The organism is Bacillus sp. NEB1478 (assembly GCF_031582965.1).
Taxonomy (GTDB): Bacteria; Bacillota; Bacilli; order Bacillales; family Fictibacillaceae; genus Fictibacillus.
This window is the reverse complement of the sequence record NZ_CP134049.1, coordinates 1,572,876-1,586,696: the sequence shown is the minus strand read 5'-3', so window position 1 is coordinate 1,586,696 and position 13,821 is coordinate 1,572,876. Positions and strand designations below refer to the sequence as shown.

General features: G+C 36.9%; 12 protein-coding genes. 2 read left to right on the top strand and 10 right to left on the bottom strand.

Annotated elements, in window-relative coordinates; genetic code table 11:
* Positions 1-453: 453 nt before the first annotated feature.
* The 5 genes from rpmG to RGB74_RS07670 all read right to left on the bottom strand — a co-directional run bounded on the left by rpmG (position 454) and on the right by RGB74_RS07670 (position 8,557).
* Positions 454-603 (bottom strand): 50S ribosomal protein L33, encoded by a 150-nt coding sequence (gene rpmG, locus RGB74_RS07690; protein ID WP_066242361.1) that lies wholly within the window; start codon positions 601-603, stop codon positions 454-456.
* Between the two features lie 119 nt (positions 604-722).
* Positions 723-2,687, bottom strand: coding sequence for a glycoside hydrolase family 15 protein (locus RGB74_RS07685; protein ID WP_310762395.1), 1,965 nt, complete (start codon positions 2,685-2,687; stop codon positions 723-725).
* A 3-nt stretch (positions 2,688-2,690) separates the two neighbouring features.
* A complete protein-coding gene (locus RGB74_RS07680) occupies positions 2,691-5,102 on the bottom strand; it encodes a sugar phosphate nucleotidyltransferase (protein ID WP_310762394.1) in 2,412 nt (803 codons plus the stop codon).
* Positions 5,102-7,900, bottom strand: coding sequence for a 1,4-alpha-glucan branching protein domain-containing protein (locus tag RGB74_RS07675; RefSeq protein ID WP_310762393.1), 2,799 nt, complete (start codon positions 7,898-7,900; stop codon positions 5,102-5,104). Before RGB74_RS07675 ends, RGB74_RS07680 begins: the two co-directional genes overlap by 1 nt.
* 12 nt (positions 7,901-7,912) lie before the next feature.
* Positions 7,913-8,557: a DUF4912 domain-containing protein gene (locus tag RGB74_RS07670; RefSeq protein ID WP_310762392.1), complete on the bottom strand. Its 645-nt coding sequence runs from the start codon at positions 8,555-8,557 to the stop codon at positions 7,913-7,915.
* Positions 8,558-8,929: 372 nt separating this feature from the next.
* Here RGB74_RS07670 and RGB74_RS07665 point away from each other — a divergent pair, with 372 nt between their 5' ends.
* Positions 8,930-9,121 carry a hypothetical protein gene (locus RGB74_RS07665; RefSeq protein ID WP_310762391.1) on the top strand — a complete coding sequence of 64 codons (192 nt, stop codon included), beginning with the start codon at positions 8,930-8,932 and terminating at the stop codon, positions 9,119-9,121.
* Positions 9,122-9,142: 21 nt separating this feature from the next.
* A complete protein-coding gene (locus RGB74_RS07660) occupies positions 9,143-9,598 on the top strand; it encodes a hypothetical protein (protein ID WP_310762390.1) in 456 nt (151 codons plus the stop codon).
* A 44-nt stretch (positions 9,599-9,642) separates the two neighbouring features.
* On the opposite strand, the gene phoU is transcribed toward RGB74_RS07660, so the two are convergent.
* The 5 genes from phoU to pstC are packed head-to-tail and all read right to left on the bottom strand — an operon-like array spanning position 9,643 to position 13,765.
* Positions 9,643-10,302, bottom strand: a complete 660-nt coding sequence (gene phoU, locus RGB74_RS07655; RefSeq protein WP_310762389.1) for a phosphate signaling complex protein PhoU — start codon at positions 10,300-10,302, stop codon at positions 9,643-9,645.
* An 18-nt stretch (positions 10,303-10,320) separates the two neighbouring features.
* Positions 10,321-11,097 carry a phosphate ABC transporter ATP-binding protein PstB gene (pstB, locus tag RGB74_RS07650; RefSeq protein WP_310762388.1) on the bottom strand — a complete coding sequence of 259 codons (777 nt, stop codon included), beginning with the start codon at positions 11,095-11,097 and terminating at the stop codon, positions 10,321-10,323.
* 12 nt (positions 11,098-11,109) lie between these two features.
* A complete protein-coding gene (pstB, locus tag RGB74_RS07645; RefSeq protein WP_310762387.1) occupies positions 11,110-11,919 on the bottom strand; it encodes a phosphate ABC transporter ATP-binding protein PstB in 810 nt (269 codons plus the stop codon).
* 20 nt (positions 11,920-11,939) lie between these two features.
* On the bottom strand, positions 11,940-12,827 hold the full coding sequence (gene pstA, locus RGB74_RS07640; RefSeq protein WP_310762386.1) for a phosphate ABC transporter permease PstA: 888 nt from the start codon (positions 12,825-12,827) through the stop codon (positions 11,940-11,942).
* Entirely contained in the window at positions 12,827-13,765 is a 939-nt protein-coding gene (gene pstC, locus RGB74_RS07635) for a phosphate ABC transporter permease subunit PstC (protein ID WP_310762385.1), read from the bottom strand. The genes pstA and pstC overlap by 1 nt, the downstream gene beginning before the upstream one ends.
* Positions 13,766-13,821 lie beyond the last annotated feature (56 nt).

Genomic DNA, 13,821 nt, shown 5'->3' with positions numbered 1-13,821 from the left:
CATTTATTTTAGCTGCTTTCGCAATCTTTGAAGCTCTTGAAAGGGGTTGATTTCGGTTACAGAATGCTCGCTTTCCAAGATGGTAAGGTGAGCACCGTGGAGGATATATGAAGTGCTGATCAAGCGCCTACAAGAAAAACAACAGCGAACCGAGCTCCCTGGACTTTTGCCTTGAGAGACGAACACTCAGGTGGCTGGTATGTACTCACACAGGACAAGGAAGGCTTCGACAGCGTTACATCGGACGAAGAAAAATGTGAAGTTCATTTTCGAGGAGTCTCGTCAATTCCGCTCCAATCAACTTTTTCATAAACGCTTCTACTTATAAAAAAAACAATAAACTTTTAAAAAACAGCCATATATTTATTTCTAGACTAATAATCTAGACTAATATGTAAATAAAAAACGCCTGATTCCACATGATGTCATGGGAGCAGGCGTCTTTAAGTGAAATTACTTAGTTTCACGGTGAACTGTGTATTTCTTTAAACGTGGGCTGTATTTTTTAAGCTCTAAACGGTCTGGATTTGTACGCTTGTTTTTTGTAGTGATGTAATTACGATCACCAGTTTCAGTACAAGCTAAAGTAATATTTACACGCATTGTTGTTTCCCTCCAAATCTTTACCAAAGTACATTTTCATGGTTACTAACAGTCATTTTCCATCTAATAAACCATACTTTAACATGATAACAAATTCTAATGTAACGAGCAAGAGAGATTTATGAAAGTTTCTCATAAACAGTTGTGTATTCATTTACTACGTCTACAAAAGTAGCATGAGACCATGTTAATGGCGCAACCGACAGTGCTTCTCCAGTGAATGGATGGAGCTGTTCCGATAAGACACCGGTAGAATAACTGTGTTTCTGTACCCAATCCAATATTTGACGCGGAGCTTTCAGATCTTCTTTGGATTTTGCACATTGAATGTACCACTTAGCAAGCCATAGCGTACATATCAGCCAAGGATTACCCGGTGCCTTCTCTATCTCATGTGTCTGCTGAAAGTAATAGTCGTTTGTATATCTTGCAAACCCTCCAACGTTCGTTTTAATGCTTAATTCTTTTTCCATCGCTTGCATAGTTCGTACAACTCGAACATCCTCTGCCGAAAATACACCAAAAGCAAACAAGGCATACATGCTGGACTCCATTGTAAAATCCTTTTTATATGCGTTATTATCCAACAGATAAATTCCCCTGAGAAATCTCCCGGAATCCTCATCATACAGATGTTTCTCCATACCCGACTTAACTTTCTCAGCACCTTTTTTGTAGCGTTCTGCACGATCATCTTCGCCAAAAAGTGTGGCAAATTTAGAAGCTGCCATCAATCCGCCGTATACACTGCTAGCCGTAAAGGTGAAGATACCGCGCCTTTCTTCCCAAAGATCGTAAGAAGGAAGCGGAAGTTCAAGCTCATCATGCATATATTGCAGCAAAAACCGTGCACTAGGTCTAACTAAAGAACGGTATAAAGATTGAGCAAACTCAATGTCACCCGTTTCATTATAATGTTCCCAAAACGCCCATAATACTAGGGCTGTCTCGTCTTCTTGAATAGGCAGCTGGCTTTCCCCTTCTTTATTTAACAAAGGATGCCATGACGAACCAATCGATCCATCAGGATTATATTTATGATGAAGGTACCCTTCTTTTGTTAAGACATCAGCACAGCGTCTATAAAAGTTTTTTACCATACCATGATATCCAGCTTTTGCAGCAGACACCGCGATTAATGCCCCGTCTCTCGGCCACATGTAGCTGTAATGGTCCCGATTATACTGCTGGATATCAGAATCATTTGCTGCTATGATATATCCATTTTCATTCGTTTGTGTGCGGATGATCAATAAACTTCTATTATATAAATCCATCAATTCTGCAGAAAGATCACAAGAGTTAAGCGTTGTTTTATTAACCCATCTGCGCCAGTACACATCGATTTTATCAAGTGTTAAAGACGGTCCGATTTCCATTAAATAATCAAATAGTGAAAAAACCTCATCCCGATTTCTTCCTACCGTTAAAGAATAGAACACATTTTTACTCTGATTTGGAGGAACGATTCCTTTAACAGAAAACGTACTGTCTACAGACCCTTGAGCAATCGGATTTACATGAAGGTACCCATCTTCAGCATCTTTCCAGGTTCCTTCTGCACTTAAGAATCGCTTTACACCTGTTGTATATTGATTCATTCCATTACCATCAAACATTCCATGAAAGAGAAAATACCGATTTTTCTTGTAGTGAATAATTACGGATCTTTCAGGATCATAGTAAGCCGTATCCCCTACCTCTGTTTCATAAATTGAAAGATCCTGGTGAAAAAACAGTTTAATTTCCTTATTCTCATCCGATTCATTCATAACTGTAATACGCCGCATGAACATATCTTCTCTTTGATGAACAGCATCTTCAATTTTCAAGGTTATTCTTTCTTTGTGATTAATTGCAAATGATTGTGTCACAAGAGAATCCTTATGATAACCTGGCTTGATCTCCCATTCATTCGAAGAAAGCCAAGAAAAGGAGCCATTGATACTGGCTCCTAAACGGTTAACATGACCCTGAACATGATTCTGCTGGCCCACATACGGGAAATAAATATCTCTTATCTGCAAATTCTGATCTAAATTAATTAACAGCTTTCCGTTTCCTAACACTAAATGTCTCGGCATTACTTACACCTGCTGATATAATTGGATTTTTTCTATATACTGCAAAGCTGATTGTTTGGCTTGTTCCGGATTTTTATTTTGTGAGTACACTGTAAAGATTGGCTGTTCTACGTCAGGTAAAATGAGTGTCCAGCCTCCTTCAGGATGAAAAACTTTTATTCCATCGAGCAGCTCTACATTATTATCCCGGATATCTTCCATCAGCTTTCGCATTACACGTCCTTTTTTATCTTTAGGACATGTTACATATTCTCTTAGCATGTGCACATCAGGAAGGAGCTTTACCAGCTCAGAGAGTGTGATTTGTTCGATCGCCATTACTTCAAGGATGTGAACAAATGCGTATTGTGCATCATATTGATAGTTCAACACTCCCTCTCCCACTTCCATTATCGATCGGGGGTTTGCTTTCGTTCGCACTAGCTTTCCGTTAAGGCGTTCTGCAATCGAATCTAAAGCTGACGAACCATAAACAGGGACCGCCATCTCTTTTTGTTTGCCATGCAAGAATGATGTAAATACATATAGAGCAAGCATCGTTTCTTCATCTAATACTTCACCGGATTCTGTTATGAGCCTTAGTGTTTCGCCAGATTCCCCAATTAGAACACCAATATTTGCGTTTGTTACCTTTACAAAAGATGCCATTTCATCAGCCTGTGTTTGATATGGAGCCGTTAATATCTCACAATTGAGCTGGTTATACAGATTAGGAATGAAATTTAGATAAGGTTGGTGATTATAGTTAACTACAACACGAAACTTGGTTTTCTGGATTCGTTCCACTTGTATATCACTTAAAAGGGCAGAAATATAACTTTCATGTTTGTTCGCTTGAACAGCCCCTTTTCCTATCCTGTCAAAAGAAGCACGCCTGTAATCTTCCTGCCAGTAGGCATTTTCAATTTTTCGTTCTAGGTCTGAATGAATCGGCAGCCCTTTATTATCATAGAATTCGATCATTAATTCTTTTTCACCTGTGTAATTTGAGAATCTAACATATACGCCACCTTGCAATATTTCATCTTCAATTGAAAATCTTACAACGGGTGCAACGGTTGGACTTATATCGAGTGTATGAACACCTGATGAATGAAGACCTTGTATAAATGATTGCTTAATCATAACTGAAAAATCGTGTGAATCACTCGCGATGAGGATTTTAGACCCATATGGAAGAACAGCTCCATACGCTGAGGCAAGTCTTGCGATGTAATCAGGTGTAATTTCTACATTCGCAATTCCTGAAACACCCCTGCTTCCAAATAAGGATTTTGTCGCTTTTTTACCCCATACAATTGAGGTATGTACAAGTGCTTCTTCATAAATTTCTTTTTCAGGCCAAATTTTCACGTCTGGCTTTAAAGTTGCTTTCTTGCCAATTGTACAATGATCACCGACTACTGCATGTTCAAATACAGAGACATCTTTTTCTATTTTCGTTCCATTAGCAATTGTAGCTCCTCTAAGCTCACAATGTGTCCCGACGAAAACATCATTCCATAATACTGACTTTTTCAATGAACTGCCTGCTGATATTACACTGTTCTTTCCTACAACTGAAAGCTTTCCGACGTGAGCTCCTTTTCGGATAACAGATCCGTCTGCAAAACTCACAGGCCCTTCAATCGTTACACCCTCTTCAATTGTTACATTTTCCCCCACCCAAATTCCCGGGTTTTGTTCTTTCCCTTGAATAGGAAGGTTAACAAGCCCATTTAACATGTCATAATGTGATTGGCGATATTGCTGCAGATTTCCGATATCTGACCAATACCCCTCTGCTTGATAGCCATATAGGTTTCTATTTTCTTTCATTAAAATGGGAAATAAATCTTTACTGAAATCAAATGGTATATCTTTTTCAATGTAAGAAAAGATTTCAGGCTCTAAAATGTATATTCCTGTATTGACCGTATCGCTGAAGACTTCATTCCAGCTTGGTTTTTCAAGAAATCTGATAATTTTCCCATCTTGGTTTGTCATGATAACACCATATTCTAATGGCGATTCAACTTGCTTCATAAAAATAGTTGCTAAAGAGTTCTTCTCTTCATGAAAACGGATGCCTTTTTCTAAATTAAAATCTGTTAATCCGTCCCCGCTGATTACCATAAATCGTTTATCAAGAAAATCTTCTGCATTTTTTATCGATCCAGCCGTTCCAAGAGGCGTTGTTTCAACAAAATAGTGTAAATTCACTCCAAAGCTGCTTCCGTCTCCAAAATAATTTTTTATCGTATCCGGAAGGTAATGGACAGTAACCGCAATGTCTGTAATTCCAAACTTTTTCAAGAGCTCAATACCATATTCCATTACTGGTTTATGAAGCATCGGAACCATTGGTTTTGGCATGTTACAAGTAAGTGGTCTTAATCGGGTTCCTTTACCACCCGCCATGATTACACCTTTCATTACAGCACTCCTCCTAATATTTCATTCTCGTTGTGGATTTGTTCGTATAAATAAGCAGTTCTTTCTGCAATGGAATCCCAGTTAAAAATTGTTCTTGCTGTTTTTTCTCCTAATTCAGCCATTTGTTTGCACTGTTCAGGATTAGACAGTATATATTCAACCGCCCACACAATACTTTGAGCATCATCCGGGTACACTTTTAATCCTGTTTTTTCGTGATCAATAATTTCTTTTAAACCGCCTGTATCTGAGACGATTGTTAATTTTCCCGATGCCATTCCCTCTAGAGCAACAATTCCAAAGGGCTCGTAATGACTTGGGAATAGAGCAGCATCCGCTTTATTCAGCCACTTGTTTCTTTCTTCGTCACTAACAAAGCCTGCTAGCTCAACATAATTATCTACTTGTTTGACTTTTATCAATTCAGCCAGCTCATCATGTAATGGACCCTTACCTGCAATTACAAATTTTACTGCTACTCCTTTTTGTTTTAAAAGTTCTGCGGCTTGAACTATTGTCTGGAAGCCTTTTTCTTTTACTAGTCTGCCAACCGAAAAAATAAGCAGCCCTTCCTTATTTCCAAATTCATGATCTTCCTGGTTTTTTTGGTTAATTTCAAGCAAATCTGGGTCAATCCCGTTAGGTAAGATGCTTATTTTCTCTTCAGGTATCCTGAACACGTCTGTAAGTTCATGTTTCATATATTTACTGCAGACGATCAGTTTATCAGAGCACTCCATCAGCTCCCATTCTTTTTGATTGATCTCATATTGAAGAGGAGAAGTGATTCCGTTGTTCCTGCCATGTTCTGTAGCATGAATCGTTGATATTAAAGGAATGTTTAATGCTTTTTTTAACGCAAGTGCAGCAACCGATACAAGCCAATCGTGCGCATGAATACAATCAAATTCAACTTTTTTGAATACTTCCAATGCTTGATCGGCCATTGCCATGTTTAAGCTGCCGGCCCAATGAAAGAAAGACTCAAAATTTGGCTGTTTTCCTAAAACTCTATAGACGTGCACACCGTTGTTAACTTCATATTCTGGATATCCATCAACAAATGATGTAATGACATAAACTTCATTACCTAATGAAACGAGTTTTCTAGATAAATCATATACATGTCTCGATAGCCCGCCTACAACCATAGGAGGATATTCCCAAGTCAGCATTAAAATTTTCTTAGCTTCACTATCTTTATTAAAATTTTGTTGAACATATTGATCATGAGGACTGGTGAAATAAGACCATAAAGGAATGTTCATAAAGGGATATTCTTTTTCATATTCCATAATTTCATTCATGTTATATTCAGTATTTTTAATAGACTCATATAGAGCATGGAATCTTTCAATGTGCTCTTGAAATCTGTTCTTTGCATATTGAGAAGCGCTATTTTGATCCACGATAAATGCCCAATCCGAACTCGCAGCCAGCATCCACTCTCTTACCATTTGGTCTGCATAACGCTCCACGATCATGTTCGAGTTTCTTCCATGAGAAAGATATGCAGCAATTTCAACCAATTTCTTTTCACAATGATGAAGATGGCGATACATCCAGGCATTTGTTTCGTTCAGCCATACTTCTCCAGTTCCATTTCTTCCCCATGTCGAAAAGTGAGGTCTTACCGTTTCAAGGTCTTGATAATGTCTGTGTAAAAATTCTTGAGGTGTAATCCAATTGACGTTATTTTCTAGTGCAACTTCCATTGTTTTTGCTAAAAACTCTGGACCTTCAAACCACCAGTGTCCGAATAATTCTGCATCAAAAGGTGCGGTTATTAATGTAGGAGGAAAAAATTGATCATGCTTATGTAAATAATCCATGAGGCGATGATTAAAATCCCAAGCATGCTGATTTATTTTGTCTTCTGCGCTTTTTCTGTTATACCACTCTTTTTCTTCAGTCTTTCCTGTGATCCGCCAATACTTGAGTCCTGTGTCTATTCGAATACCTTCTGGATGGATAAATCCTTGAATATATTCAAGCTCTCTCTCATACGCAACGTCACGGTAAAATTCACGGTAATCATAGTCACCTGGGTAACCTAAAGACGAGTTCCAGATGGTTTCTGAGATATATTGATTTCTTGGGAATAATGCCACACCATGCGGAGAATAAACTGGTGTGTCTATTCCTTTATTTGGTTGTGGCTTACTCAATAATAATGTTTGTTCGTCTACAAATGTATAACGAATCCCTGCATCAGCTAATCGTTTATCTATACCTGGTGCATACGCACATTCAGGCAGCCAAAAACCAGCAGGCTTTTCCCCGAAATATTTTTCGAACGTTTTAATACCTGCATCAATTTGTGCATTCACCGCTTGTTCCGTTGCTGTATAGGGAAGAAAAGCATGAGTAGCTGATGAGGTTATGCAAGATACCTTTCCTTCCTTCATGAAGGATTTAAATGCTTTAAGTATTTGACAATCCGTTTTTTGATACGTATCCATTATTCTCCGATAGCGTTTTTCATAAAAGTCAATAATTTCTGCTTCTTTTTTATTTTTAGTATGTTTCTTTTCTTTTTGAAGTAGTTTAAGAGTAGTATCGAGGTGCTCTAAATATCTTTTTTGTATGACGGAATCACTAAGTAATTCAAGTACTGGAGGGGAAAAGGATATCGTCCATGATATCGATTCTGGCTGTTCGTCAAGAACCCAAAGCAACGGGATATAAGTCTCTGTCATTGCCTCATATACCCATCTTTCCTCTAACCGATTCGCTTCTTTATGCCTTACATAAGGAAGGTGAGCGTGTAAAACCAATGAAAAATACCCGTTATTCATTCTGTACCTCTCCTATTTGATTTTTTGATAGTACGAATAAGTCGAAAAATTTTCTAGCCATTCAGGCTGACTCACATTTTGCTGTTTCCATCGTTCTATTTTTTCATCAAAAGGTGCACTATTTTGAGAAGGATCCGTTTCTGCTGGGTTAGATCTTAAAAGAGTAAAGAAACTGCCGTCGTACGTACGTGTACCAACATCCACAATATACGTTCGGTCTGGTTCTAGCGAGTGAATAAACCAATTGTTTGTCATTGGCGGGAGATCAACTTCGAACGTACGGTGTGCGTTATGTCCAAAAAATATGATATCTGTAACATCATATATTTTCAGCACGTTTGGAAGGCTATCCCACTCTGAACGGAAATGCTGTTCGGCCATATTTTTAATCGCATCAGAAAAGCTCCAATAAACGTATAAACGATTTGACGAAATAGGCATTAAACAGATACTAGCTTCTTTATATTCAAAAGGCATTTCCCACTTTTTTTCCTTGTGTTTTTCGATAAAGGGGATAGATGCTATTTCTTCAGGTACAAGATCCTTTCTATATTTATTCCAGCGATATTGTACCTTGCCTAAAGACATCTCCATCTTTTCAGCAATTTCTTGAAGTGTGAGTCCTTTATTCTTCAGTTTCACAATTTCTTCTATCAAATTAATCACCTCATCTACATCAAATATTCTATAGAAATATTTTTATTCCAACATTTTTAATAATCGTAACACCAGCTATTTTTTTAAACAATGTGTCAAAAAAGTCGAAAAATGACGCTTCCAAATCCCGCAAGAGATAACAGTTTATGTAAAGTTTTTGAAACCGTTTGCTTCGACTGATTATTCTGAAAATACGACAAAATAATACATGATTTTCGACTATTTCAGCTTTTCATTTTCTATTTCAATATCTTCAGCACAACAATAGTCGAATTGTAGTATTTTATGTGTACTTTTGCGAAAAAAACTATACCCAGATTAAATACTATGATATAAAAGTAAAGGGAAAAGCTTTAAATTAGGAGGGTATTTATGGAGTTTGCCATCGTTGGATTATTAATCATTGGAATTGTTCTATTGATTCTTTCCTTTAGAAAAAATCGTGAAACTTCTGTTGAAACTCAGCTGGAAAATTTTTCGATTCAATTAATGAAAGAAATCTATCAAATTAAAAAGAAAATGAAAGTGTTAGAAGACGAAATGATGATCAATGATAAGAACTAATAGATTTGTGAGGGGAAACGTATGACAAGCAAAAACCTTCGCGGATTTTCAGCAGGTATTATCATCTCTACTGGGATATTAGCTGGAGTTTATTTCACTAACAGCTCCAACAATAATCCTGAATTAACTGAAGAGACAGTAGAGCAATATCTTTCTGAAAAAGGCGAGCTAGCAATCTCAGAAGATGAGTACACATCATTAAAAGAAACGAAAAGCGCAGCACCCGTTTCAGCGAACAAAACTGAACCGGTTAAAGAAGAAGAAAAAGTAACAGAGATGAACCTAACGATTACTCAAGGAATGAGTACTGGAGAGGTATGCGATCTGTTACAGCAAGGAAAAATTATTAAAGACGGCAAAGAATTCTTAAAATATTTACGTTCACATAATCTTGAAGGTTTAGTTAGAGCGGAAACTCACCAAGTAAACAGTAAGATGAGTTTTGACGAGATCGCAAAAGAAATTACGAGTTCATAATTTGAATATACATAAAAAAGAGCGGACATTTCGTCCGCTCTTTTTTAATCGTTTAAACCAAATCTTTTTCCTTTTACAAGGTATATCACATTTTCACCTATATTCGTAGCATGGTCTGCTGTACGTTCAATGTATCTGCAAACAAATAATAACTGAGTAATTTGTGACAGGCTATCTTCGTGCTTTGTCATAAGACTAAGCAGTTCTTGAATAATTTTCCCATACATTTCATCAACTTCATCATCAATTTCTGAAAGTTTTTTTGCAAGTGCTACATCTTCATCAATGTATGCTTTAATTGCCTTCGTTAGCATTTCGATCGCTAATTCGGCCATTTTAGGAAGCTCTTCTAACGGTTTGATAAATTCTTTCTCACCGATTCTTATGGTAGATTTGGCGATATTCACGGCAAAATCCGCCATTCTTTCAACATCTGCAGAGATTTTTATGGCTGCAATAATTTTTCTCAGATCAGAAGCTACAGGAGCTTGCTTTGCTACAAGAAGAATAGCAAAATCATTAATCTCATCCTCTAATTCGTTTATTCGAGCATCGTTTTCAATGATTTCCAAAGCTTTTTCTACATCTTGAGTTTTTAGTGCGATAAGACTCTCTTTTAAAGCAGTTTCTGTTAATGTGCCTAACTCAATTAATAATCCCTTTAACTCATTTAATTGAGATTGAAAGTTTTCTCTAACGACCATTTTATGTCACTCCTTAATTTATCCAAACTTACCTGTAACATAATCTTCCGTTCTTTTATCTGACGGTGTAGAAAATATTTTTGCGGTATCTGCATGTTCAATAAGTTCTCCCATTAAGAAGAAGGCTGTTTTGTCAGATACTCTGGCTGCTTGCTGCATATTATGAGTAACCATTACGATAGAAAACTTTTTCTTTAATTCCAAGACTAATTCTTCAATTTTAATTGTAGATATTGGATCAAGTGCTGAAGTAGGTTCGTCCATTAATAGAACGTCAGGTGTAGTTGCAAGTGCACGAGCGATACATAAGCGCTGCTGCTGTCCACCTGATAGCCCCATTGCGTTAGTATCTAATCTATTTTTTACCTCTTCCCACAAAAAAACATCTTTTAATGACTTTTCTACAATCTCATCAATTTGTGATTTCTTTTTAATTCCATGAACTCTTGGTCCATATGCCACATTTTCATAAATTGTTTTCGGAAACGGATTTGGCTTTTGAAATACCATACCCACTTTTTTGCGAAGTTCAACTAAATCCACCTTATTAAGAATATTCTTCCCATCAAAATTGATCTCGCCTGACATTCTTACAGAAGGAACCATCGAAACCATTAAATTTAACGTTTTGATAAAAGTTGATTTACCGCATCCAGAAGGTCCGATGATTGCTGTAATTTCATTGTTATAGATAGGGAAATCAATTTCTTTTAAAGCAATATCTTCACCATACCATAGGTTTAATTTCTTTATATTAAAGATCTCTTTCTTATTCGTATCAATCACTTGATTCAAATGATTACCCCCTTAACCAAAACGACCTGTAATATAATCTTCTGTTTCCTTTTTCGTAGGATTAGTAAAGATTTTATCCGTTTCATCCATTTCAATAAGATCACCATTTAAGAAAAAAGCAGTGTTGTCTGATATTCTTGATGCCTGATGCATATTGTGCGTCACAATAATGATTGTGTAATCTTTTTTTAATTCTACAATTAAGTCTTCTATTTTTGCGTTTGAAATTGGATCAAGCGCAGATGCAGGTTCGTCTAATAATAAAATATTTGGTTTCATCGCAAGTGTTCTCGCAATACACAAACGCTGCTGCTGCCCGCCAGACAAAGATAAAGCTGAGTCGTGCAATCGGTCTTTTACTTCATCCCATAAAGCAGCTTTCTTTAAGCTTTCCTCTACAATTTGGTCTAATTTATTCTTCGATTTAACTCCATAAAACTTAAGTGCATGAGTAATATTGTTATAAATCGATTTCGGAAAGGGATTTGGTCTTTGAAATACCATCCCAATCTCTTTTCTTAATGCCACAATATTTATATCATTTCCGACTAAATTTACATCTTCATATAAAATTTCACCTGTACTGCGTGCAATGGGAATTAGGTCATTCATTCGATTGATCGAACGCAGAAAAGTTGATTTGCCGCACCCAGAAGGTCCAATCAATGCAGTTACAGCATTTTGTTTAATATCTATATTTACATCCTTGATGGCATGATTGTTTCCATAATAGATATTTAAATCTTTTACTTTCAGTGCTAATTTATAGTCTTCACTTTGTTTAGTAACATTGTGGTTTTTTGTGCCAATTGAGACTTTCATGTAATCACCTACCTCAAATATTATTTTGAAGAAGTTATTTTCTTATGAACAATACTTCCTATCCATCTTGCTAATAAGTTAAAAATCAAAACAGCTATAACTAAGACCGCGGATGACCCATCTGCCACTTCACGCACGTCAGGAATCAATCCTTGTGTATTTACGGCCCAAATATGAACAGCAAGGGTTTCAGCAGGTCTAAAAACATTTAATGGTGAATTAGCATCAAATGGATTCCAGTTTGCAAAATCAAGCCTTGGTGTAGTCAGTCCTGCTGTAAAAAGTAATGCTGCAGCTTCTCCAAACACTCGTCCAGATGCTAAAATTGCTCCTGTCAAAATAGATGGAAATGCAGATGGCAGCAATACCTTCCGGATCGTGTACCAATGTGTGATTCCAAGCGCTAAACTAGCTTCTTTCTGATCGTTGGGTACTGATCTGATCGCATCTTCACATACCCTGACCATTACGGGCAGGTTAAAAACAGTTAATGCCAATGCCCCTCCAATAATAGAGTAGCCCCAGCCTGTTAAATTAACAAACATCAAAAGACCAAACATACCAATTACAATAGATGGCAATGAAGCCAAAACTTCAATACACGTTCGAATAATGTTAGTAACTTTACCTGGTTTCGCATACTCCGCCATATAAATACCGCCGCCTAGACCAAGCGGAATTGTAAAAAGCATCGTTAGAAACAAAATGTAGAAAGAATTAAATAATTGATTTCCTATTCCTCCCCCTTCTCTAAAAGAACTTGAAGGAGAAGTTAAAAAATCAAGAGTCAGCTTAGAATAACCATGAAAAATAATATATCCTAATAATCCAAAAAGTACTGAGGTAATTATAATGGCAATTAATATAAAAATACCGGTTGCTATCCGGTCCGTAACTTTACTGTTCATTAAAACTGCCTCCTAGAAGAAAGATAACGGATAATTATAATGAATACGAAGGACATCGCCAGCAGAATTAAAGCTAGTGACCATAAAACATTATTATCCACACTTCCAAAAGTTGTATGACCCATGTTCAAAGTAATGATTGTAGTTAATGTAGCTGAAGGGTCAAATAATGAATTAGGAATTCCTCTAACATTTCCTATGACCATTTGTACCGCGAGTGCTTCCCCGAATGCACGTGCCATCCCTAAAACAATAGCTGTTAATAATGTAGGTGATGCAGCTGGGATCAATACTCTCCAAATCGTTTGCCACCTTGTAGCACCAATTGCATAAGAAGACTCCCGTAATCCTTTAGGCAAGGAACTCATCGCATCTGTTGCAATACTCGTGACCGTTGGTAATATCATAATAGATAAGACAATCATACCTGCCAACAAACTAAAACCATTTCCCGCAAAATGATTTCTAATAAACGGAACTAAAACCGATAGACCAATGAAACCATAAACAACTGAAGGAATACCTACTAACAATTCAATAACCGGCTGTAAAATTCTTTTTCCCCAAGACGGTGCGATTTCCGTCATAAAGATCGCACTGCCGATACCTAGTGGTGCAGCTATAAGGGCAGCTAAAAATGTAACAGCAAACGAACCAAGAATAAAAGGGACTGCTCCATATGTGGGACCGCCACTTTCAGCACTTCCTGTAGGATTCCAATTTGTGTTCGTTAAAAAGTCAATTACATTAACACCATTTTGGATAAACGATTGTAGTCCTTTGCTTCCTAAAAAAATTGTAATCGCAATTGTGGCACTAATAATAATCAATGCTGAAAACAATACAAGAAACCTACCGCGTCTTTCCATATTAATAGCTAGCTTGTTCGAACTTTTTAGCAACCGGTCTCTAGCTGAAGAACCATTCATTTTATTCATCTTCGTACCTCCCAAAAACACCATAACAGGGCAAATATTCATATCGAATATTTACC

Bases quoted from the DNA above. Each gene is read 5' to 3' on its own strand.
- pstC (WP_310762385.1), bottom strand. From the start codon at position 13,765: ATGAATAAAATGAATGGTTCTTCAGCTAGAGACCGGTTGCTAAAAAGT.
- pstB (WP_310762387.1), bottom strand. From the start codon at position 11,919: ATGAAAGTCTCAATTGGCACAAAAAACCACAATGTTACTAAACAAAGT.
- RGB74_RS07660 (WP_310762390.1), top strand. From the start codon at position 9,143: ATGACAAGCAAAAACCTTCGCGGATTTTCAGCAGGTATTATCATCTCT.
- RGB74_RS07675 (WP_310762393.1), bottom strand. From the start codon at position 7,900: ATGAATAACGGGTATTTTTCATTGGTTTTACACGCTCACCTTCCTTAT.
- RGB74_RS07680 (WP_310762394.1), bottom strand. From the start codon at position 5,102: ATGAAAGGTGTAATCATGGCGGGTGGTAAAGGAACCCGATTAAGACCA.
- pstA (WP_310762386.1), bottom strand. From the start codon at position 12,827: ATGAACAGTAAAGTTACGGACCGGATAGCAACCGGTATTTTTATATTA.
- rpmG (WP_066242361.1), bottom strand. From the start codon at position 603: ATGCGTGTAAATATTACTTTAGCTTGTACTGAAACTGGTGATCGTAAT.
- RGB74_RS07665 (WP_310762391.1), top strand. From the start codon at position 8,930: ATGGAGTTTGCCATCGTTGGATTATTAATCATTGGAATTGTTCTATTG.
- phoU (WP_310762389.1), bottom strand. From the start codon at position 10,302: ATGGTCGTTAGAGAAAACTTTCAATCTCAATTAAATGAGTTAAAGGGA.
- RGB74_RS07685 (WP_310762395.1), bottom strand. From the start codon at position 2,687: ATGCCGAGACATTTAGTGTTAGGAAACGGAAAGCTGTTAATTAATTTA.